The 22,758-nt window shown below is 47.2% G+C and carries 22 protein-coding genes; 2 read left to right on the top strand and 20 right to left on the bottom strand.

Features of this window, described 5'->3' with window-relative positions; translation table 11 throughout:
* Positions 1 to 2: 2 nt before the first annotated feature.
* The 14 genes from AC3WTJ_RS20640 to AC3WTJ_RS20575 form a co-directional block, all read right to left on the bottom strand.
* Positions 3 to 392 (bottom strand): DUF350 domain-containing protein, encoded by a 390-nt coding sequence (locus AC3WTJ_RS20640; RefSeq protein ID WP_492523439.1) that lies wholly within the window; start codon positions 390 to 392, stop codon positions 3 to 5.
* Positions 389 to 1,042, bottom strand: coding sequence for a signal peptide protein (locus tag AC3WTJ_RS20635; RefSeq protein ID WP_492523438.1), 654 nt, complete (start codon positions 1,040 to 1,042; stop codon positions 389 to 391). The genes AC3WTJ_RS20640 and AC3WTJ_RS20635 overlap by 4 nt, the downstream gene beginning before the upstream one ends.
* Positions 1,039 to 2,235: a glutathionylspermidine synthase family protein gene (locus AC3WTJ_RS20630; RefSeq protein WP_492523437.1), complete on the bottom strand. Its 1,197-nt coding sequence runs from the start codon at positions 2,233 to 2,235 to the stop codon at positions 1,039 to 1,041. The genes AC3WTJ_RS20635 and AC3WTJ_RS20630 overlap by 4 nt, the downstream gene beginning before the upstream one ends.
* A gap of 4 nt (positions 2,236 to 2,239) precedes the next feature.
* Positions 2,240 to 2,977: a hypothetical protein gene (locus AC3WTJ_RS20625; protein ID WP_492523436.1), complete on the bottom strand. Its 738-nt coding sequence runs from the start codon at positions 2,975 to 2,977 to the stop codon at positions 2,240 to 2,242.
* Positions 2,974 to 3,195, bottom strand: coding sequence for a hypothetical protein (locus tag AC3WTJ_RS20620; protein WP_492523435.1), 222 nt, complete (start codon positions 3,193 to 3,195; stop codon positions 2,974 to 2,976). The genes AC3WTJ_RS20625 and AC3WTJ_RS20620 overlap by 4 nt, the downstream gene beginning before the upstream one ends.
* A gap of 118 nt (positions 3,196 to 3,313) precedes the next feature.
* The gene (locus AC3WTJ_RS20615) at positions 3,314 to 4,423 is read right to left on the bottom strand and encodes a C40 family peptidase (RefSeq protein ID WP_492523434.1); all 1,110 of its coding nucleotides are present in this window, start codon (positions 4,421 to 4,423) and stop codon (positions 3,314 to 3,316) included.
* 160 nt (positions 4,424 to 4,583) lie between these two features.
* The gene (gene sufB, locus AC3WTJ_RS20610; protein WP_127458395.1) at positions 4,584 to 5,981 is read right to left on the bottom strand and encodes a Fe-S cluster assembly protein SufB; all 1,398 of its coding nucleotides are present in this window, start codon (positions 5,979 to 5,981) and stop codon (positions 4,584 to 4,586) included.
* Positions 5,982 to 6,047: 66 nt separating this feature from the next.
* Positions 6,048 to 6,482 (bottom strand): Fe-S cluster assembly sulfur transfer protein SufU, encoded by a 435-nt coding sequence (gene sufU / locus AC3WTJ_RS20605; RefSeq protein WP_127458394.1) that lies wholly within the window; start codon positions 6,480 to 6,482, stop codon positions 6,048 to 6,050.
* Positions 6,469 to 7,695 (bottom strand): cysteine desulfurase, encoded by a 1,227-nt coding sequence (locus AC3WTJ_RS20600; protein WP_492523433.1) that lies wholly within the window; start codon positions 7,693 to 7,695, stop codon positions 6,469 to 6,471. Before AC3WTJ_RS20600 ends, sufU begins: the two co-directional genes overlap by 14 nt.
* Positions 7,692 to 8,987 carry a Fe-S cluster assembly protein SufD gene (gene sufD, locus AC3WTJ_RS20595; protein WP_492523432.1) on the bottom strand — a complete coding sequence of 432 codons (1,296 nt, stop codon included), beginning with the start codon at positions 8,985 to 8,987 and terminating at the stop codon, positions 7,692 to 7,694. The genes AC3WTJ_RS20600 and sufD overlap by 4 nt, the downstream gene beginning before the upstream one ends.
* Before the next feature lie 57 nt (positions 8,988 to 9,044).
* Positions 9,045 to 9,875 carry a Fe-S cluster assembly ATPase SufC gene (sufC, locus tag AC3WTJ_RS20590; RefSeq protein ID WP_127458391.1) on the bottom strand — a complete coding sequence of 277 codons (831 nt, stop codon included), beginning with the start codon at positions 9,873 to 9,875 and terminating at the stop codon, positions 9,045 to 9,047.
* A 166-nt stretch (positions 9,876 to 10,041) separates the two neighbouring features.
* A complete protein-coding gene (locus AC3WTJ_RS20585) occupies positions 10,042 to 10,611 on the bottom strand; it encodes a DUF1802 family protein (protein ID WP_492523431.1) in 570 nt (189 codons plus the stop codon).
* A gap of 115 nt (positions 10,612 to 10,726) precedes the next feature.
* Positions 10,727 to 10,903 carry a hypothetical protein gene (locus tag AC3WTJ_RS20580; RefSeq protein ID WP_157323045.1) on the bottom strand — a complete coding sequence of 59 codons (177 nt, stop codon included), beginning with the start codon at positions 10,901 to 10,903 and terminating at the stop codon, positions 10,727 to 10,729.
* A gap of 100 nt (positions 10,904 to 11,003) precedes the next feature.
* On the bottom strand, positions 11,004 to 11,462 hold the full coding sequence (locus AC3WTJ_RS20575; protein WP_127458389.1) for a Dps family protein: 459 nt from the start codon (positions 11,460 to 11,462) through the stop codon (positions 11,004 to 11,006).
* 201 nt (positions 11,463 to 11,663) lie between these two features.
* Here AC3WTJ_RS20575 and mtnK point away from each other — a divergent pair, with 201 nt between their 5' ends.
* On the top strand, positions 11,664 to 12,890 hold the full coding sequence (gene mtnK / locus AC3WTJ_RS20570; RefSeq protein WP_492523430.1) for an S-methyl-5-thioribose kinase: 1,227 nt from the start codon (positions 11,664 to 11,666) through the stop codon (positions 12,888 to 12,890).
* Complete coding sequence (mtnA, locus tag AC3WTJ_RS20565; protein ID WP_492523429.1) at positions 12,887 to 13,963, top strand: S-methyl-5-thioribose-1-phosphate isomerase; 1,077 nt, start codon at positions 12,887 to 12,889, stop codon at positions 13,961 to 13,963. Before mtnK ends, mtnA begins: the two co-directional genes overlap by 4 nt.
* Before the next feature lie 375 nt (positions 13,964 to 14,338).
* On the opposite strand, the gene AC3WTJ_RS20560 is transcribed toward mtnA, so the two are convergent.
* The 6 genes from AC3WTJ_RS20560 to AC3WTJ_RS20535 form a co-directional block, all read right to left on the bottom strand.
* Positions 14,339 to 15,289, bottom strand: a complete 951-nt coding sequence (locus tag AC3WTJ_RS20560; RefSeq protein WP_492523428.1) for a cupin domain-containing protein — start codon at positions 15,287 to 15,289, stop codon at positions 14,339 to 14,341.
* 34 nt (positions 15,290 to 15,323) lie between these two features.
* Complete coding sequence (locus AC3WTJ_RS20555; protein ID WP_492523427.1) at positions 15,324 to 16,337, bottom strand: Gfo/Idh/MocA family protein; 1,014 nt, start codon at positions 16,335 to 16,337, stop codon at positions 15,324 to 15,326.
* A gap of 102 nt (positions 16,338 to 16,439) precedes the next feature.
* Entirely contained in the window at positions 16,440 to 17,288 is an 849-nt protein-coding gene (locus AC3WTJ_RS20550) for a M15 family metallopeptidase (RefSeq protein ID WP_492523426.1), read from the bottom strand.
* Between the two features lie 196 nt (positions 17,289 to 17,484).
* Positions 17,485 to 18,780, bottom strand: a complete 1,296-nt coding sequence (locus AC3WTJ_RS20545; RefSeq protein WP_492523425.1) for a homocysteine synthase — start codon at positions 18,778 to 18,780, stop codon at positions 17,485 to 17,487.
* Positions 18,781 to 18,950: 170 nt separating this feature from the next.
* Positions 18,951 to 19,835: an ABC transporter ATP-binding protein gene (locus tag AC3WTJ_RS20540; RefSeq protein WP_492523424.1), complete on the bottom strand. Its 885-nt coding sequence runs from the start codon at positions 19,833 to 19,835 to the stop codon at positions 18,951 to 18,953.
* Between the two features lie 2 nt (positions 19,836 to 19,837).
* The gene (locus AC3WTJ_RS20535) at positions 19,838 to 22,744 is read right to left on the bottom strand and encodes an ABC transporter permease (protein ID WP_492523423.1); all 2,907 of its coding nucleotides are present in this window, start codon (positions 22,742 to 22,744) and stop codon (positions 19,838 to 19,840) included.
* Positions 22,745 to 22,758 lie beyond the last annotated feature (14 nt).

Genomic DNA, 22,758 nt, shown 5'->3' with positions numbered 1-22,758 from the left:
CTTTAGATGATTAGAGAGCTTATTGCTAGTGCAATACCGATATAGACGGCAGCCAGCAATGTACCGACGGCTACATTGCCGTCTTTTAACTGATCGGATAGCTTAACGCCAGGCGTTAACCAATCAAACACCCAATAAGTCGCTAACAAACAGACGTAACCTACCGCAAACCACAAGCTCATGTGCCAGATCGATGAATTGCTATATGCGGCAATCGCCAGCACGATGGCAGTTGCTATAAACTTACCGCCCATCGTGATTCCGACGGCTACATTTCCTTTGTTTATTTCTTCCATATCGCGGTAGGGCGTCATTAAACTAAAGACATACATCCCTGCAAATTGCAGCAGGACTATGACAAATAAACTGATCACAATATTTAATACTATCATTCTGCCCACCCCCGGAACTTCGCCATAGCTTGATCATAATTGCTGTAATCGTGTACTTCCTCTAAAATAACCTGAACTTCCTTCTTGTTTTTAAAGCTTGCATAACGATCTTCAGGGATTGGCTGTTTCACTTTTTGCCCTGTCGGCAGATCTGCCACTGCGAAATAGCGGAATTTGCCATCCAGCTCCGTTTTATAAACACCGATCAGCTTCACATCCGTCTTAATTTCAACTTTCAGTTCTGCCAAATCTTTATCGGCTTCTTCCTTGGTTTTGAACGTCTTAATCGGTTTCCATTGCGAAAGTGTCACGTCGTTTTTCCCTTGGCTGTCCGTTGTCATCGTTGCCTGCATATAACTAAGCACATAGATTTGATCGCCGGTTGCAAAGTTCTGATCATTCGATATGCGCTCGTTGTTCGGCAGCAAAACCATATCTCCGTCGAGCAAATCCCCGACTTTTGCTTGCTGCACCTGATAATCCCAAGGCACATCGCCATTCATGCCGCTAACATTTGCCGCTGCCGAGCTTCCAACAGCTGGTTTGCTTAAGACAGAAGGCTTCTTATTGAACAGGCTGCTAATGCCCCAGATCATCAGAATGACGACCAGGACAATGGACGCCATAAGCCAGAATCGTCTTTGTTTCAAGGTATTTTCACTCCAATCGGTACAAATTGACTTGCATTGCCTGTAATTTTCCCGCCAGCTCGCCCTAAAAGTCCACAAGGTGTTCCGTTCAATACAAACAGCCCCGTTAATAAATGTCTATTTCCGTGAGTAAAAGTTAACTCGGGCAAGTCAGCTCTTTGCTGATAAATCCGTTTAAAAAAGACACTGGTATCAAAGCCGACTTCGTCTTTGATCTCAAGCTCCCCCTCAGCGTCGTATAGTTCAACGGAGCCTCCTTCTCTTCCAAACATCGATTTGGACACATAATCCCCTGATAACTCGGGAGAAAAAAAGGTAGGCAGCATATAAGCAGCTATCGCCTTATGCTCATCCGCGGTGAACAACGCTGCGTTATCCGTGTGTAATCCCCAGACAATGGCTTGCAGCCCTTTGGATTGCAAGATAACCGCATGCAAAGAATTAAACAATTCGATGAATTGTTCTTCAATCGCATAAGAGAGCGCCTCTCCCCCGTCATCAACACCCATCCATTCTTTTGGATACAGCGCGAACATCCGGGAAATGTTTTGTTGTTCTCCGACCTTAACGATTCCCTCGTCAATCCACAAATCCAGACAATCGACACACGTCATATTTCTCCCGCTATGAGCAACGAGCGCATCAATTGTTCCTGTATCTTCGGCATGCTGGCCATAGGCTATACATGCTGCGAAATCGGGCGCCTCAATGGCCCATGCAGCACGGACCAGGTCCTTCATCTCCGTGTTTGGGGAGGCGTAACCTTTTTGTTCACACAACCAAGGTGTCGCAATTGCTGCTTCCACATAGCCGGTAGGAGTGTCTGCATTTAGCTCTAAGAGCTTGATTCCGCCCTGTTGATCCACGGTGAAATCAAATCTTGCATAACGGCTTATAGCCCCTATGTCATTCAGTTCCAGCCGATCAAGTCCATCCCAAAGCACATCGGGAATCGACAACTGTTGGTATAACAGCCTGTTCCCTTTCACGTAACGAACAGCTTTATCAAAGACGCGCCACAAAAAATTTGCCGCGAGAATTAGCTCGTTATAAGTTGATTGTTCCAGAAGGACTAACTGATCAATCCAGTACGCTTCATCTTCCAGATTAGCCCATGTGAAGCCAAGCTCATATAGTTGTTGAACGCGATGCTCTCTATCCAGAGCTGGCGTGCCTACGACTTCGAAAACCACAGTGTTAACCTCCTGAGCTGGAAGGGGAGCTGAAACCGCTAGATTTGCCGCCAATGCTGCCAGTTGAAGTTGATGTAGATTTCGAGCTTGAAGTTGTACCGCTGCTCGTGCCTGAGCTGCTAACGGAGCCTGTATTCCCTGTGCTTCCTACATTACCTGTACTACCTGTACTTTTTGTACTTCCTGTACTTCCTGTTGTTCCCGATTTCGTGTTAGATGAAGATGACTTATTGGTGGTAAAGGTTCCCGTTCCGCTTGATGTCGTTGGCGCTTTGGTCGTTGATCGATTGGAGAACGAGCTTGGTTGATATGTTTTTGTCACATAAGGGGTATTAGAACGATAGTAATAAGAACGATGGCTGCTCCCCCAGTTACTTGAGGAATAAGGACTTGGGCTGTTGAAAATAAGATGATATAGCAGCAAATCATCCCATCCAAACCCACTGCCTCCACCATAGTTATTAACAATGATAGGGGCTGTGCTGCCTCCCGTTGAACCGCTGCCTGCAGTCGGCGTTGGAGAAGGCGTTGGCGATGCGTTGCCTGCTGCCGGAGGAACAGGTAAATTCCAGTCAACGGCTGGGTCAAAATAAGATTTCACTTCATCGGTCGACCATTCGACCAGCTTGGAAGAGGCTGTGTTCGGTGCCGGCGTCTCCGCGGCATTAACTGGCAACAGCAGCAGTTGTCCGACTAATACCAGACTTATCGAAGCTGAAAATACCTTGAGCGGTCTTTTCACTGCTTGTTCCCTCCCCCTTCAGAACCCATTGCAACCAATAGAAGCTCAAACACATTCAAATCTAAATTCAATCTTCCTTCAATCATTTCATATTCCTTGCCGCCAATGAGCACATAATTCGCTGCATCTAGAGCCTGCATCAGCTTTTCATCCCATGGACGTTCACTAATTTTCAAAAGCTGTCCATCGGCCAATTTTTCGAAAAGTGTAATTGTCATTCGGTTTCCTCCTCCTTCATCGATGACTTCCTACTAGATAAAACGCATGAACCGGCCTTTTGTTTCATAATGGCCAAAAATAAAAAAAGCCTACCCCTAAAGGATAGACTTGAATGCTTTAAGTTACAACACGTTTTGCTCGCAGAAATGTTTTTTTCCAGTACGCTTTATCGATATTACTGATCTGAACGCCATTCTTCGGCTGTGGGGAGGCATGGAGCATTCTCTTATTGCCAATATAAATCCCCACATGTCCGACCTTTTTATTTGTTTTGAAGCGGCCCGGGACATAGAAAAACATCAAATCCCCTTTCCTCAAAGATTTGCGGCTAACTAGATTCCCAAGCCCTGCTTGTTCTCGCGCCAACCTTGGAAGCTTAACGCTGTATTTACCATACACGTATTGGGTAAACGTTGAGCAATCAAATTTTCCAGTTTGAGGATAAGGCCCTGTGCCAAATTTATATTTAACCCCTTCGTACTGCTCACCTTTGCTGATCAACGCATTAATGTTGATATTTTTCAGAACCGGAATTGCTTTCTCTTCAGAAGATGCCCATACTTGTAGATCGTCGTTGAGCTGTATTCCAAATGAGGCTGGGTTCGCTCCATGCGCTGTGTTGTCTTTGAAAGGATCATTCGGATCGTCTGCAAATGCAAGCTCAGGGATATCCGCGCTAGGGTCAGGAGAATCTTCATTCTCAAGCTGAGCACCGGGCGAGGGATGTATATTTAATTGATTGCCACTAACATCATACGACATCTCGTCTTGGAATAAGTCCGCTATGGCCGAGACAGGCAAGTAGAGGGCATCGCCTTCTTTGACGAATGGCTCTCCTACATGGATTTCTGCTCCGTCTTTCATCGCCTTTTTGGAATTTGCCGATAATTCAAAACTCGCGTCATTATCGCCAATTAGCAGCTTCTGTGCTCCTGCTTCCCACTCGGATTGAAACTTCAAGGTTTGAATGAGTTGATTGGCTGCTACATACTTGACATTGTTGATCATTTTAATAGGTAAAACAGCATCGTCATTGCCTAATTTCGTTATCCCGTTACCTGCTTGCGACAAGCTGTGCGGCATCGCTGTGCCTGCACCTGATTGTGTCACTCCGTTCGGTGTTGGTGCTGAGTGATTAGGGGCCGCATTATCCTTCCCACAAGCTGTTGTTGTCGCAAGGACGACAGCCATACTCCCGATTGCTGCAAGTTTCAGCCTTTTCCACATACCTTCACTTCTCTCCTTTAGGGACACATTATGATCCTCTATAGGGTGAGAATTGTGCGAAATAAATATACGTTAGCCATGTCTAGAAATGCATGGAGCTTGTTGGAAAGCAGACGCACAAAAAAGCGTACCCGATACATCGGGCACGCTTCGTCAAATCTTAACCGATCGAACCTTCCATCTCGAACTTGATGAGACGGTTCATTTCCACGGCATATTCCATTGGAAGTTCTTTGGTGAATGGCTCAATGAAGCCCATAACGATCATTTGCGTTGCTTCTGCTTCCGTCAAACCACGGCTCATGAGGTAGAACAATTGGTCCTCAGAAACCTTGGATACCGTAGCTTCATGCTCAAGCGTAATGTTATCGTTCATGATTTCATTGTAAGGAATTGTATCGGATGTTGACTCGTTATCGAGAATCAACGTATCACATTTGATATTCGCTTTGGATCCTTGGGAGTTGCGTCCGAAGGAAGCCAGACCGCGGTATGTTACTTTACCGCCGTGTTTGGAGATCGATTTGGATACGATTGTTGATGTTGTATCCGGAGCCAGATGCGTCATTTTCGCGCCTGCATCTTGGTGTTGCCCTTTGCCGGCTACAGCGATGGAAAGAACCATCCCTTTCGCGCCGCGACCTTTCAATACAACTGCCGGGTACTTCATAGTCAGCTTGGAACCGATGTTACCATCGACCCACTCCATTGTAGCCCCTTCTTCTGCAACTGCACGTTTGGTAACGAGGTTGTAGATGTTCGGTGCCCAGTTTTGGATCGTTGTATAACGAGCACGGGAGTTTTTGAGACATACGATCTCAACAACCGCACTGTGAAGCGAGTTTGTGCTGTAGATAGGAGCTGTACAGCCTTCTACGTAGTGCACAAAGCTTTCTTCATCCGTAATGATCAATGTACGCTCGAATTGACCCATGTTCTCGGAGTTAATACGGAAGTAAGCCTGTAACGGAACTTCACATTTAACGCCTTTTGGTACATAGATAAAGGAACCACCGGACCATACCGCACTGTTGAGAGCAGCGAATTTGTTGTCGCTTGGCGGGATGATGGTACCGAAGTATTTTTTGAACAGCTCAGGGTGTTCACGAAGAGCAGTATCCGTATCTGTGAAGATAACGCCTTGATCTTCGAGTTCCTTTTGCATGCTGTGGTAAACAACTTCGGATTCGTATTGCGCGGATACGCCGGCAAGGAACTTTTGCTCGGCTTCCGGAATACCCAACTTATCGAATGTTTCTTTAATTTCGGTAGGAACTTCTTCCCATGTTTTCCCTTGTTTCTCGGACGGTTTCACATAGTATTGGATGTCATCAAAATCAAGATCATCCATGTTGCCGCCCCAACGAGGCATCGGCATTTTGAAGAACTGCTCCAAGGATTTCAGACGGAATTCCAGCATCCAATCCGGCTCGCCCTTCATTCTGGAGATTTCTTCAACGATTTCACGAGTCAAACCTTTTCCTGATTGGAAAATCGATTTGTGCTCATCTCGGAAACCATACTTATAATCTTCGAGATCTGGCATTTGTTTTGCCATGGTTATTTCCTCCTTAGCGTTATGGTTTACAGATCAATAACAAGTTCTATGCGATCGCGAAATGCGTTAGTTATCGGTCTTTTGGGTATGTTCAATACCTTTGCGGAGTGCATTCCATGCCAGGGTTGCGCATTTGATCCGCGCAGGGAATTTATTCACCCCGGATAGAGCCTCTATATCTTCATATTCAAATTCAACAGATTCGCCCTTCATCAGGCCAGAAAAATCTTCGGCCATCTTCAGCGCCTCTTCGATCGTTTTACCTTTGACGGCATCCGTCATCATGGATGCGGAAGACAGCGAGATCGAACAGCCTTCACCTGTGAATTTCGCCTGTTTCACGACACCGTCTTCCACCAGCATTTGCAGCGAAATTTTGTCACCGCAAGTTGGATTGTTCAGATCGATGGTGACCGCTTCACCAGACTCAAATTTCCCCCGGTTACGAGGAGTTTTATAGTGATCCATAATGACTCTACGGTATAAATCATCCAATTGCATGGCCGAAGTACTCCTTTGTTTTTTGTAAGGCCATCACAAGACGGTCAATATCTTCTTCTGTATTGTATAGATAAAAGCTGGCACGAGCCGTACTGCTTACTTCAAGCCATCTCATCAAAGGCTGAGCGCAGTGATGGCCTGCACGAATAGCTACTCCCTCTGCATCCAGAACCGTTGCCACGTCATGTGGATGAACATCACCCAAGTTAAACGTAACAAGTCCCGCACGGTTGCTAGCTGGTCCATAGACAGTCAGATCCTCGATCTGCGTCATACGTTCCATCGCATAATTCGTGAGCTGAATATCATGTTTGAAAATATTGTCCATGCCGACTTCTTGCAGGAAATCAATCGCCGCGCCAAGGGCAACGGCCCCTCCGATGATTGGCGTTCCGCCTTCGAACTTCCAAGGCAGTTCCTTCCATGTCGATTCATATAGATCCACATGGTCGATCATCTCGCCGCCAAACTCGACGGGCTCCATGTTTTCGAGCAAAGCCTTCTTGCCATACAATGCCCCAATTCCGGTTGGTCCACACATTTTATGACCGGAAAGCGCATAAAAGTCGCAATCCAAATCCTGCACATCCACTTTCATATGCGGAGTGCTTTGTGCGCCGTCAACCACCATTTTTGCGCCATGTTTGTGGGCAATTTGGGCGATCTCTTTGACAGGGTTGATAACACCCAGCACGTTGGACACATAAACAACCGAAACGATCTTGGTACGGTCCGTAATTGTGTTCTCTACATCTGCCAGGGATATCGATCCGTCGGGCTGTAAAGGAATATATTTTAAAGTGGCGCCTGTTGCCTTAGCGGCTTGCTGCCATGGAATCAAATTGCTGTGATGTTCCATTGGCGTGAGGACGATTTCGTCGCCTTCGCGCAAAACCGCTTTGGCATAGCTGCTTGCCACAATATTGATGGCTGTTGTCGTGCCTCTGGTGAAAATAATTTCTTGCTCGCTGGATGCGCCGATGAACTTAGCGACTTTCGCTCGTGCTCCTTCGTACGCATCTGTTGCCCGGGAACCTAGGGTATGAACACCGCGATGTACGTTCGCATTGTCCCATTCATAATAATGCTTGAGTGCCTCAATCACCTGAATGGGCTTCTGGGATGTAGCAGCGCTGTCCAAATACACCAGTGGATGACCGTTCACTTCTTGTTTTAGAATGGGAAAAAGTTCACGTATCTCGGCTGTTTTCATTGTCCCAGCTTCCTCTCCACTAAGCTTTGCAGCTGTTCTTCAACGCTTTTAATCGGAATTTCGGAAACGACTGGCGCCAAGAATCCGTAAATGATTAAGCGCTGAGCTTCTTCTTTGGTAATACCACGGGACATCAGATAATGCACTTGCTCGGCATTTACTTGACCAACACTCGCAGCATGGCCTGCTTTAACATCATCCTCATCGATGAGAAGGATCGGGTTCGCGTCTCCACGAGCTTTCGGGCTAAGCATCAACACTTTCTCCGTTTGTTGGCCGTTACAGCCTTGAGCTCCTTTTTCGATCTTCGTAATCCCGTTGATGATTGCCGTTGCGCCATCTCGCATAACAGCACGCGTAATCATATCACTCGTGGAAGCTTTGCCCCAGTGAACAGCGCGTGTCGTTAAGTTAAGCTTCTGCTCTTGGGTACCTACACAGATCACTTTGGCATCGGAGTCAGAACCTTTGCCTTTCAGAATAGACGTCGTATCCGACATGGTATTCCCGTAGTTCATTTCTCCGACTACCCACGCGATGCTAGCATCATTATCCAGGATAGCGCGGCGGTATGTTAAGTCCGTAACGGACTCTTCAAAGTTGTGAACGGATGCGTAATTTACGCGTGCACCCGGCTTCGCGAACACTTCAACGATACCGTTTTGTACGAGCTCAGCTCCCGATAGGGAGGATACGAAGTTATCTACGTATGAAACAGAGCTGAATTGCTCAGCAACGATCAGCACGTGCGGAGCGAATGTAGCTTCAGCATCATCCGTAACAAACAACGCTTGAAGCGGAACATCCACACGAACGTCTTTTGGCACGTAGATGAAAATACCGCCGTTCCAAAGCGCAGCGTGAAGAGCTGTCACTTGATTTTCGTTCGCTTCGACAGCTTTCATGAAGTAAGGCTTCACCAAATCGGCATGGTCACGAATCGCTGTCTCCAAATCAGTGAAAATAACACCTTGCTTTTTGAGTTCTTCGGAAACCTGGCTGAACACAACACCGGAGTTGCGTTGAACGATCAGGTTATCTGAATTGGTCAGGCCTTGGGCAACTTCCGGTAAAGACTCAAGGGAAGTCAAAGGGGCTTGCGTTTTATAGGAACCGTAGGAGGAAATGCTCCAACGATCAATTCTTGTCTTTTCAAGCGTAGGTAATTCCAAAGAATTCGCTAACGCCAACCCTTCTGTACGAAGGGCAGTCATCCACTCCGGCTCCTGCTTGCTGCGGGAGAGCTCGATGACAGCATTAGAATCAATGGAAAGTTGTGTTTGAGTACTCATGGTATTCCTCCTAATATATAAGGACCTTTGACCCTAAGATCAAAGTCTCTCCTCTCTTTAGTACTTCGGCGCAGTCGTGTTCATTGGGATTTTGAATTCTTCCTCGTCTTGGCCAACTGTTTCGTCCACGATGCCGAGTTCTTCTTTGATCCAATCGTAACCTTCCGCTTCCAGACGCTCAGCTAGCTCTGGACCGCCGGACTTCACGATGCGACCTTGCATCATAACATGTACAAAATCAGGTTTAACGTAGTTCAGCAAACGTTGGTAATGCGTAATGATCAAGAAGCCGCGTTCTTCACTGCGCATAGCGTTAACGCCTTCAGCAACGATACGCAAAGCATCGATATCCAAACCGGAGTCAATTTCATCAAGAATAACGAATTTAGGCTCAAGCAAAAGCATTTGCAGGATTTCGTTACGTTTTTTCTCACCACCGGAGAAACCTTCGTTCAAATAACGGTGCATGAACTCAGGGTTCATTTCAAGCTGTTTCATTTTCGCTTCCATTTGGCGGATAAACTTGATCAGGGAGATCTCGTTGCCTTCGCCACGGCGCACGTTGATCGCACTGCGCAAGAAGTCAGCGTTCGTTACGCCCGTGATTTCACTTGGGTATTGCATAGCCAGGAACAAGCCAGCGCGTGCTCTCTCGTCAACCGCCATTTCCAAAACATCTTCACCGTCTAAAGTAACGGAACCCTCTGTCACTTCATATTTCGGGTGACCCATCAACGCGGATGCAAGCGTACTTTTACCAGTACCGTTCGGTCCCATGATGGCATGAACTTCTCCGCCTTTGATTTCAAGGCTCAGCCCTTTCAAAATTTCCTTTCCTTCGACGTTCGCTCTAAGACCGTCTATTGTAAATGTTGGTGAGTTTGCCATTTTCATTAAGCCTCCATAATGTTTAAATGTTCTAGATAAACAATAATCATAAATATGATTATCATTGATTCTCATTAGAATAATTCTATTATAACTTACTATGTCAAATCAAGAAAGGGCAATTGCTTGAAAAAGATGGGCATTCTGTGAAAATGCAACCATTTATTTACGACAAAGTTTGCTTGATTTCAGCAACCTGTGCAGCAAAATCCTCATCGCTCAAAACCGGTACTAACGAGGATTCGGGCGGTGTTTCGGCCCCAAGCGCAATCCATGATTTACAGCCGATATAGGCTTCCTCAATTGGAATATGTAAAGGTTCTGCCAGTTTATACACTCTTAAAAGCATGAGATGCAGCGGATTTTTACGTTTCCACTTCAATCTTTCTTCCGTAAAATTTTCCGTCCAAATGTGATAAGGATACAGCTTATTCAGCAGATCTCCATCACTAATCTCAATATCCTCGATCATCCGGGCATACGAACGGATTGTGACCTGATCATCCTGCGCACTCCAGAGGGCCAAGGTTTCGTCAATCACATTTCGATAATTTTCCTTGAGTAACTCTTTTCTCTGATGCTCGTAAGTAGGATAAAGAAAAAAATCATCCGATTCGACTTGAAAATCCCTCGTTTCTTCAACTATACCCCCTTTGCGCATAATAAAAATTTGTGTGCCGTCTTCCAGTGCTTTGATAGCCGAAGCCCATTCTTTCAGGGCTTTTGGTTTTTCCACCGACGCCAACTCCTTGTTCTCCCAATAATTCATTAATTATAAGGAATTTAGAGAAGCAAAACAACACATCTTGATAGGCGAAAAGAAAGGGATGGCTCTCAGGCCATCCCTAAGTCTACTTATTTACATCTTCGGCGTAATACGATTGTTGTATACGGGCAAACTGTGTTTGATTCTGTTTCATCGGATTTGGGTCTTGATTCTTCCCGGGAGACTCCGCCTCGAAAGCCATGAATAACAAGAAAAAGCACGCGGCCATTACCAGCAGCACATTCAGGATTTTCATCATCATAAGATCCTCCGAAAGCGAATTTGGTCCCAGTATAACGAAGTATCGTTAGGCGCATGTTTTTTCAGCTTAAAGAAATTGTAAAGAGGTTGGTAATTTAAACCTATCCAAGGAAAGATTGCAGCATCCAGCGATGTTTTTCCAATGAAGTCTGAATGGCTAACAGCATGTCCGAAGTCGTTTCGTCCTGCACTTCTTCACATGCCTGCATACCGGCTTTTAACTCTTGGGTAAGAATCGTGAAATCTTCGATGACAGCTTCAACCATTTTGGTTGCTGTTTCGGTTCCTTGCGCTTCTTTCAAGGAAGACAGTTCAATATAGGCTTTCATGGTCGCCGCAGGTTGGCCGCCAATCGAAAGAAGACGTTCAGCAAGTTCATCAATGTGCAGAGCCGCTTCATTGTACAGTTCCTCAAATTTGACGTGCAGCGTAAAAAATTGATTGCCTTTTACATACCAGTGGAAGTTATGGAGCTTCACAAAAAGCAAGCCCCAATTGGCAATTTGCTTATTGAGAATGGTTTGGATGGATTGAGCCGATGTTAAGGTCGTAGTTGCCATAAGAAATGCCTCCTAGTTGTTGTTGTCGGTAGAGCATGTACACGTTACTGTGCGTTCTTTGCACTTATTTTATGTAATTTGTGCAACATTTCCGAAGAGAGTATTTCAAGCGGCCCCTTTTTGCCTTATACTAGGGAAAGACGATTAATACACAGTAAACTAGTTGGAATTAATTTCAATGACTTATCTAGGAGGCAAACCATGTCTACATATCATCCTTTAAGTGAAGCTCAAGCGATTGAATACGCTCGTCAAATCCCGGATTTGTTCCAGCCGGAATCGGAATTGACCAGCCAGGAAATCGGCGACGGCAACTTAAATCTTGTTTTTCGCATCTCAGAAAAGACTTCAGGAAAAAGTATCATTTTGAAACAAGCCCTTCCTTATGCAAAGGTTGTCGGAGAATCCTGGCCGTTGACGCTTGATCGGGCACGTATTGAAAGCGAAGCGCTGATTATTGAAGAAGGATTAGTTCCGGATCTTGTTCCACATGTTTATGCGTATGATGCGGATCTCGCGCTGACGGTCATGGAGGATCTAAGCGATCATATCATTATGCGCAGAGGGTTAATTGAACGGAACGAATATCCGCTGTTTGCCGAGCATATCGGCCGCTTTATGGCAAATACCCTTTTCTTCACATCGGATCTAGGTAAAAATCAACAGGAAAAGAAAATCCAGCAAGGCCGCTTCATCAATCCGGAGCTTTGCAAAATTACAGAGGATTTGATTTTCGACGATCCGTACCGTGATGCTGATACGAACAGTTTTGAAGACCCTATCCGCGATGCGGCAGAGCAGCTTTGGTCGGACAGCGAGCTTCACTTGGAAATCGCGATTCTTCGCCAGAAATTTTTGACGAACGCGCAAGCGCTGCTTCATGGCGATTTGCACACCGGAAGTATCTTCATCAAACCGGATTCCACGAAAATCATCGACCCGGAATTCGCATATTACGGGCCAATGGGTTTCGATATCGGGGCTGTGCTCGCGAATCTGATTCTCAACTTTGCCGGACAAGAAGGGTGGAGTCAAGATCACGAAAGCCGCGAAGCTTTCCGCGCTTATTTGTTGAAAACGGTGAAAGAGGTATGGACGCATTTTGAGGCGAATTTCCGCGCCTTGTGGAACGAACATGGTGTAGATCGTGTTTTCCAAACGCCAGGCTACCAGGATCATTTCCTTAAAAACCTGCTTCAGGATACAGTAGGCTTCACCGGAGCAAAAATGGTTCGCCGTATCGTAGGGCTTGCGCATGTTGCAGATATTGATAAAATTGAGGATAACGCCGCTAGAGAACGCGCTCAGCGTTTGGCGTTAGCGATCGGCACAAGCTGCATTCGCGCTAACCGTCAAGTAACTTCAATCGATGAGCTCATTGCCATCGTCACCAAAGAATCAGCAGTAGAAAGAGGATTTGTTCTATGACTAACACGAACTTAGAAAATGTAGAGGCGCAAGGTGCCTTGCAATCCTTGCGTTGGAATGGACAGCAGCTTGATCTGTTAGATCAACGATTGCTGCCAGAAGAGATTGTGTATTTGCCGCTTGAAACGCCGATCGAGGTGTGGGAAGCGATTCGTCACTTGAAAGTTCGCGGCGCACCGGCTATCGGAATCGCCGCCGCGTATGGTGTATATCTGGGCATCCGTAACGTGGATGCTGCCGTTGATGGGCTTCTGGCGGAAGTCCAGAAGCAAGCCGACTACCTGGCGACGTCCCGTCCGACAGCGGTGAACTTGTTCTGGGCGCTCGATCGGATGAGAGCGCAGGCAGGCGTTTTGGCAGCAGCTGGCGTTAGCGCAGATGCTTTCAAGGCAGCGCTCTTGGGCGAAGCGCAGAAGATTCAAGCGGAGGACGAGGAGACGAACCGCCAAATCGGCGAACACGCGCTGACGCTGTTCGAGGATGGCTTCGGCGTGCTGACGCACTGCAACGCCGGCGGTTTGGCGACAGCCAAGTACGGCACGGCGCTAGCGCCGTTCTACTTGGCTAAGGAAAAAGGCGTGAACCTGAAAGTGTTCGCGGATGAGACTCGGCCCGTGCTGCAAGGCGCGCGGCTTACAGCCTTTGAACTGCAGCAGGCCGGCGTCGACGTGACGCTGATCTGTGACAACATGGCCGGTGCGGTCATGTCCAAGGGTTGGATCCAGGCGGTCATCGTCGGAACCGACCGCGTAGCGGCTAACGGCGATGTAGCCAACAAGATCGGCACGTACAGCGTGGCGGTCCTGGCGAAAGCGCATGGGATTCCGTTCTACGTGGCAAGCCCGATCTCCACGATCGATTTGAACACACCTACGGGTGGGGACATTCCGATTGAAGAACGCCATGAGGATGAAATCACGCAAGGCTTCGGCAAACGTACGGCACCGCAAGGCGTTAAAGTGTTTAACCCTGCCTTTGATGTCACACCGAACGAATATGTAACGGCGATTATTACGGAGAAAGGCATCGTTCGTGCTCCTTATGCGGAGAACTTGCGTAAGCTTTTTGAATAAACTAGCACCGTTTTTGCACAATTAGCGGAACCTGAGGGCACTATTTCTGCAGAATCGGTCCGTTTTCAAGTTCTTGGGGAACTACAGGTCCTTATTTCAACGTTTTGAGCGTGATTTCAGCCCAATCCGTTGAATTAAGGGACTATAGTTCCCCTTCCGTGCATAAAGGGCTGCTTTCGCAGAAATAAGGCCCTGTAGTTCCTTACCGAGCCGCAAGACCCCGGACCCCGGACCCCGGACCCCGGTCCCGGTCCCGGTCCGGCCTGCCCGGCCCTGGCATCGTCCGTTCCCTTTAATGACTCACCAACTAAAAAAAGCTGTTCCTGCCGCATCCTAGTTGAACTCAACTAAGATGCGGCAGAAACAGCCTTTTTCTTATCCATGCAGGCGCTCACGATACCGGTTTGGCGTGACGCCATGCGCTTTTTTGAAAACATAATGCAAATAATTGCTGGAAGCAAAGCCGCTCTTCTCGGCGATTTTCTCCAAGGTCATCGTCGTTTGCAACAGCTCTGTGCACACGTGCTTTAAACGAACCTGCTCCAAATATTCACTGAATGAAATGTTCGCTTGTTCTTTAAAGATGCGCTGAAGCTGCCGCGAGGAGATTTGCAGCCGCTCGGCAACGCCTTCCAGTGTCAAAGGGCGCCGGAAGTTGTCTTCGATGAACTGTACGGCCAGCTGGTAGCGGTAGCTTTTCATATCGCGTGCAGGCAAATCGAGCCCTTGATGATCCGCTTTGTAGGCGCCTATGGTTCTGAGCAGCATCTGGATAATCGATTGCTTGATGATCGTATACTGGCCGAGCTGGTTGTCCCGCCAAGCTTCAAAGGCGACCAGAAAGCATTTCATCGCTTCCTGACGGTCAAAGGCGGGAAGATGCGGAAGCTCGCTTAACTGCTTGATGCAAGCATCTGCTTCTGCAATCTCCCACGCTTCGCCCCAAGCCTGCGATTCGCTTCCAGCGTCTCCGTCCGGCGGTGACTCTTCCAGCCGCACAAAATCAACATGCAAACACAGCTCATCCATCTTCTCGTGTTCATCCGCCTCTTGGCGGTGCAAAACACCTGGAGCTGTGACATACAGCATCCCTTCTTGCAAAGGATGGGTTACCCCATCCAGGATAACTTTGCCTTTTCCGCTAGGGATGTAATGAAACTCGAATTCGGAATGATGATGGAAATCGATTACCGTTCCAGCCGGAAAGGAGGTCAGATGACAGCGAAGCACACGGATTCCGTAAGAACCCCACCGAAATCGCAAGTCCAAGCGATCAAGAGCCGTTGGATTTTCAAGCATCGGTTCGAAGTAAAAGGGCTGACTCATGCTGAACCTCCATCCATTCTATGCAGATGATTTATTACTGAGCTAGAGAATCAATACGTACTTGTTGTTTGGACCCGGCGGAGCGGTTGGAAGCCTCCATCAGCTTCGTTAAGTCCACAGCCAATTGAATATTTTCAGTGGCTTTTGTTCCGTTTTGAATGTGAGCTACCCATTGATCAAAAGCAGAAGGTCTCTCTTTCGGCCCATTCTCATAGGCTGTCCAGCCAGCGTCTGCATTTTTTCTTGTGCGCACTAGAACTCTTCCGTCATGATCGGAGTACAGCACGCTGCCTTCAGTACCATGAACTTCAATCACGAATGGTGAATGAGCATTTACAAAACCAGCTTCTACGATGCCTAGAGCGCCATTCGCATATTGAAGCGTAGCTACAGCATTATCTTCAACTTCTCTGCCTGTCACGTAGCCATAAGAAGCGCTTACAGATTCAGGAAGACCCAAGAATAGGCGAGTTAAATACATCGGATGACAGCCAAGATCGATTAGCGCGCCGCCCCCGCATTGTTCAGCATTATAGAAATGCTCAGGCAGCCAGCCTTTCGGATTCGCATCTGTCGAAATGCCGCCATTGTGGGATAGACGCGTGCGCACCAGTGTAATCTGGCCCAGCAGTTCCTTCGCGATAATCTCTTGAACCGCTAATGTATACGTTGGATTCAAACGCGGCAATGAAACAGTCAAAGTTACACCAGCTTCATTCACCGCGTCCAAAATCTCATTCACTTCATGTAACGTTGGAGCAATAACTTTCTCCGTAAAAATATGTTTACCCGCCTTGGCAGCGGCAACCATCACATCACGGTGCATGTTTGTCGGTGTGTCTACAACGACGCCGTCAATATCCTTATTTGCCAGTAACTCAGCAAGATCCGTATAAAAGGCAACACCACGCTGCGACGCTTCTGCTTGTCCGCGCTCAGGAATTTCATCCCACACCGCTACAATCTCGGTATCTTTGTGCTCAGTAACCTGTTTTGCATAGTCTCTTGCATGCACGTGCCAAAAACTTAACATTGCTACTTTAATCATGTTAACCTCCAAATAAGTGACTTGGCTTCATTTTAACATGCCTAAGCAGCTTGATAAATTTCGAATTAGCGACAGATGAGGGTGCAAAATAACGACATCACTTTACTTGCTTACAGGCACCGCATTATAGTACTCTTCCATCGTCATCTTTTTGGCAACCATATCCTTAGCCGTATCAACACCTACATATCGAATGTGCCATGGCTCGTATTGGTATCCGGTAATTTTCTCTTTCCCCTTGGGATAACGGATCACAAATCCGTAGTCCTGGACATGCTTCTCCAGCCAATTTGCTTCTTTGGTCCCGCCAAAGCAGTCTTCCGCGGCACATTTCCCATCACTGCCGGAGACATCGATAGCAAGTCCCGTTTCATGCTCACTGGTTCCCGGCACGGCGCTGTACATCTTCGCTTTCTCCTCGCCATCCTTCTGAACGTAACGTTGGAATAGCGACTTCTGCGTGGCATATGAGCGATAAGCCGAGACACCCGCTATGTTGACGCCATCCTTTTTCGCGCCCGCAACCAGCTTTTCGATCGCTTCCGCTGCGACGCTGCGCATTTTGCGTTTTTCAATCTTCTCCGCGAATGTAAAGGGGATATCCGGATAGACCAAATCCGTCGGCTCATAACTCGAAGGTAGTGAGAATTGTTTATTCACAAGGACCGTTACACTTTCCGGCTTGGCAATGACTTGAAGTCCATCGCCTTTGGAAGGCGTGCTGGATGCCTTGGGAGAAGCCGAAGGACTCTGGACCGGCTTAACGCTTGTTTGCGGCGAAGTTGCCGCCGTTGCCGCAGGTGTTGGTGTGGAAGTTGCCGTATTGGGCGTAGCTGTTGTCGTCGCGCTGTCAGTTGGACTCGTGCTTGGGACAGGTTTCTCTTTGCCGCAACCCGTTAGTATGGCTAATATCACTAGCAGGGCGAGCGAGTATGTTGTCATTTTGTTCATGCTTTAATTGAATGCCTCCTCGAAGTTGAAAAACTTACACTTGAAATAGACTTCTCATCACCAGTAAAAGTTGCATGAAGTCGAATTTCAACGTAAAAAAGACTGCCATCTAGGTTTTGCGCCTAAATCGCAGCCTTCTCATATTTTATGCCTAACAGTTGTTGGTTACAAGTTTATTCTGGTTCACAGCGTTTGCCTAAGCCTGACTTGCGGCAATTGCCTGCTCCAGATCATAGATGATATCTTCAATAGCTTCAGTTCCAATGGATAAACGTATAAGTCCAGGAGTCACGCCTGCCGAAATTTGTTCCTGTTCATTCAATTGGGCGTGCGTCGTGCTGGCCGGATGAATAATGAGTGACTTGGAATCCCCTACGTTGGCCAAATGTGAGAAGAGTTCGACGGAATGAATCAACTTCTTACCCGCATCAATGCCGCCTTTGATCTCAAAGCTCAAGATAGCCCCTTGACCTTTAGGCAAATACTTCTCGGCAAGCGCATGGGAAGGATGGCTTTCCAGTCCGGAATAGCTTACCCATTCTACCCCATCATGAGACTCCAAATATTGAGCCACTTTCAAGGCATTCGAGCTATGGCGTTCCATACGCAAATGCAGGGTCTCCAGTCCTTGCAGAAGCAAGAACGCGCTGTTTGGCGACAGTGAGGCACCTAAGTCGCGAAGCAGCTGAACTCTTGCTTTGATAATATAAGCAATGGGTCCTACCGCGTCTGTGTAGACAACACCGTTATAGCTTGGATCAGGCTTCGTCAGGCCCGGGAATTTCCCGCTTGCTACCCAATCGAACTTGCCGCTGTCAACAATGACGCCGCCGATCGTCGTTCCGTGGCCGCCAATAAATTTCGTTGCCGAGTGAACGACAATGTCAGCACCGTGCTCGATGGGTCTTAGGAGGTAAGGACTTGGGAATGTATTATCGACAATCAATGGAATGCCATTCTCATGCGCGATAGCCGCCACAGCTTCGATATCAAGGATATCACCTTTGGGATTGCCGATTGACTCAGCGTAAACCGCTTTTGTTTTATCCGTAATAGCGCTGCGGAAATTTTCCGGATTGCTTGGGTCAACGAATTTAACGTTAATTCCCAGCTTAGCTAGTGTATTTGAAAATAAATTATAAGTTCCGCCATACAAGGAAGATGCTGATACGATTTCATCGCCGGCTTCCGCGATGTTCAAAATGGCAAACGTAATAGCAGCCTGCCCGGACGCTACGGCAAGAGCCGCTGGGGCACCTTCCAGTGCAGCAATCCGCTTTTCAAAAACATCGGTCGTTGGATTCATAATTCGCGTATAAATATTACCAAACTCTTTGAGCGCAAATAAATTGGCAGCGTGGTCCGTATCGTTAAAAGTGTAAGACGTTGTTTGATAAATCGGAACAGCTCTTGAATTGGTTGCAGGATCGATCTCTTGACCTGCATGAATGGCTAGTGTTTCCGGTAAGTACTGGCGTTTTGAATCTGACATTGCACATGCCTCCTTGGATGGTGGATGGATTCGCGGATATTAACTCGATAATTCCTACTGGAATACTATGTATTTATTCTAATGGAAATATCTAGTCCTAGTCAATATACCATACTGGCATTATTTTCTATACTTGTTTCATTGAACAAAAGGTTTCTGCAAGTTTCCTTTCATGTCTTGTCTGGCGGTAACAGGACGATCCGTCCATCCTCCATAGCAACGCGCACCTTATTCGTCCGTGAAGCTCCAATCGAGTCGAGGAAATTGGCCGGAATTTGCAGTCTGCCCGCTTTATCGACAACGGCATATTCCACATGGGAATCCTCTTCGGCAGCCAGGATGCCCTGTTCAAGCTCCAGCAATTCCTCTTGATAGGACTTGCGCCTTAGAATCTCCGAGGACGTTTTGCCGTCCCGAATGGCAACCACCCGGTCCACCTTCTTGGCCAAAAGCGGATCATGCGTAACAATCACAACGGTTAATCCTAAGCTGCGGTTCAGCTCACGAAATAGATCAAGAATCTGATTCGCCATTTTTGTATCGACAGATCCCGTGGGTTCATCCGCCAGTAGAAGCCTGGGCTGATTCGCAAGCGCAATCGCAATAGCGACACGCTGCTGCTCCCCGCCAGAGAGCTCATTAAGCTTATTGCTTCTACGTTGGCTTAAGCCTACAGCTTCCAGCAAATCCAAAGCACGGTGGCGCTTGCGTCGCCCTTGGAGAAGGATGGGCAGCTCCACATTTTCCAAAGCCGTCAAATAAGGAATCAGGTTCCTCGCATTATTTTGCCAGACGAAACCTACGGTTTCCCTTTTATACTTGACCAGATCAGCTTCCTTAAACTTCAACAAATCCTTCCCATCCACATGGAGATTACCTGCTGAGGGCCGATCCAGCCCTCCCAGCATATTCAACAACGTCGATTTTCCGCTGCCGCTGTTTCCGATAATCGCCATCAGTTCCCCTTCCTCAACGTGAAGGTCAAGCCCTTGCAAAGCCACAACTTCAAGATCGGCGGCCTTATAAATTTTAACCAAATTTTCACAGTGAATCATGCTTAATCCTCCCCAAGCTTAATGGCTTGATGAATCTTAATTCTGGAGAGCATCCCGCCAAGCAGCAGCAGTCCAATCCCTATCATCACTAAAACAATGACGTATAAATGCAGCTGATCGTTGGGATCGAAACTCACTTGAAAAGGCGGTACTTGCGTCGATGAGTCAAACGTTAATTGGAACAAGGGAACGAATAAACGGCTGGCCGTATTCCCTGTGATCATCCCAATCAGGACGGCTGCGCCGGAGGTTAACAGCTGCTCGGCAACCAGCATTCCGATCAATTGCGCATAAGAAATTCCCATCGCGCGCAGCACGCCAAATTGTAGAATTCGACCGGATAAGGAGAGCACCCAGTATAAAAGGAATCCCATGAAGCTGATGCCGATCGCGATCAAAAAGCCAAGCGTCATAACGCCGTTCACGGCGAGTTGAAAGGGATCATTTTTGGAACGGACTAACATCTGTTTCGTATCAACCAAGCTGGTAATCTTGATATTCTTAAGCTCTAGCGCTTCATACAAAGATTGACTGGTCATGCCAGGTTTCAGCTTAAGCCATACCTCATACGGCTCCACAGCCAAATTATTTTGGAAGTAGGAGAGATGTCCCACGACGAGCTTAGGCGCATCCACTTTCGTCTTCTTCGTCGTGCCTGACGTGCTCCCGCTACTCGACGGAGCCGTCAGTATCGGATTAGGGTTCCAGCTTGGCCAGTAGTCGATAATCCCGTAGACGATAGAGGAGGTTCCTCTCACATCCCCCCAGCCAATATTCACCGTGTCGCCAACTTTAGCTCCTGTTTCTTCAGCAATGGACCTGGAAATAAGCACTGCTTTGGAATCCCCAGCAAGCAAATTCAGATAATCGTAGAAGTGATGATCCAGCAATTGATCGCGAAGCCAGGCCGTTTGGCCGAATTCATCCGTATCGATACCCATCAGCGTTGTCCGCTTCGTTTCTTTGCCGATTGAGAGGTAAGCATCTTTCTTCTGAAAAACACGTGCAGCAGATTCTACACCCGTCAGTTCGGTAAATGGAAGAAAAGGCGGCTCCGTATATTGCACTCTTTTTTTCACGATAACTTCATTACCAGGAGAACTTGCATCACCCGAGGGCCCTGAAGGGCCAGACTGTGGCGGTGGGGCGTCGTTATCCCATGGCGTTTGCAAAACAATATCGCTCCCATTCGTATAGCGGATCTTCTCTTCAATGTTTTTGTTCATCGTCCGGGCTGCGCTTGCACTAAACAAACCGGTAGCCAATGTCATCACAATAAACAGCATGATAAATTGGTACTGGGTAGTAGACCTACCTACCTGAAGGAGGGTCGAATACAGATAAGGCGGCCACCATTTGCGCCCCACCGTATAGATCAGTTGAATCACCACCGGATAGATTCGTAGGAGGAACAAGCCCATTGCAAATATGAATAAGGCCGGTACAACAAAAAGGAGGGGATCAACCTTCATGTCCATGGAATCCAGCCCAAGAGCTACCAAATCAGACATCCGTCGATTAAAGCTCTGCAATAAATAAATGGATACCGCTAATAAGACAATATCAAGAAAGATTTTATGTACAAAAGAAAGCTTGTTTTTCCTCGCAAGCGATTGCTTATGCCCGACAATGGTCGTGCGCGTCGCGATAACAGCCGGAATGAGCGTCATGCAAACCGATGCCACCACAGCGACCAATGCGTATTGGTAAGCTTCTCGATTCAGCTTCACTTCCATAGCAGAGCGCTGTACGAACTCCAGAAACCCATTGGAGGCACCTAAAATTTTGGTCAACTGCATGCCGATGGCAGGTCCTATCAGAAGAGCTACTCCCCCCAGCAAAGCTCCCTCCAGCACATAACCTAATAAAATCTGTGTACGGCTTGCTCCTCTACTGCGCAGAACGGCAATTTCTGTTTTTTGCCTCTCCGTAATCAAATTGGCCACCATGAATAAATAAAAAGCTAACAAAATGCTGACGGGCACGTTCAGCGACCATAACATCATTCTTAATTTCTTCTCTTTCTCACCGTACACTTTCAAGGTAGGCAACGCAGGATTCTCAGCTTTATAAGAATTGAAGCGACTGCTTAAATAGCCTTCCATTTGTTCATGTGCAGCGGTATAAGCTCCCAACCCCTCCAACTTTAATTGATGATAATCGAGTACGTAATTCCAAAAGCAATAGAGGCTAGTAAACGCTTTGTTATTCGTAACTTCTTTCTCAAATAGTCCAAAAGGAATGAAAAATCTTGAACGCAAGTCATACGTATTATTCGTCCAATAAGGATCGGCATAATCGCTGCGATCAATGACCGCTACGGGTTTAATTCGAATCGTTTGTTTCAAATCCTCGTCTTGAATGGTTAATTCATTGCCAAGTACAATTTTCATCTCCGTTAGCAGCTCAGGGAACACCCATGCCTCATATACGCCGTTCACAGGCTCTGCTGAAGGCATGACACCGTCCACAAGACGAATATGCTGATCTAACGACGACATCGCTGTCAGCTCGCCTAGACGCTTTACACTTGGGTCGACTTTACTCGGATCACTCGGTTTAAAATTGAAATTCATCGTACTGCGCGTAGTCGTTGAAAGCAGGATAGGAACGCCAAATGCCTGACTTTTTTCCGTCAAAAAAGCATCCGTTTCCGCGAGAAGACGATCTTCGTCCGGCTCCTTCTCGGATCTCACAAAGTACGCGTAGTCATACACTTGCCCCGGATATTGCGTGGTGTCTGTTTGCAGAACTTCCAAGTCTTTAATCAGCATACGCTGTAAAATGGCGTGCGTATAAATAGGCATCGAGCTTGCAAGAGCTACGGAAATAATGAGCCCAACTAATAAACTAAGCTCGAGCCAGCGATTTTTAACCATTTTACGGAGAATCATCAGAATTAAAGCCATTGCAATCCTCCTAA

The organism is Paenibacillus sp. FW101-FHT12H11 (assembly GCF_058790355.1).
The sequence above is the reverse complement of the archived record's forward strand: the minus strand, read 5'-3'. Positions and strand labels throughout refer to the sequence as shown.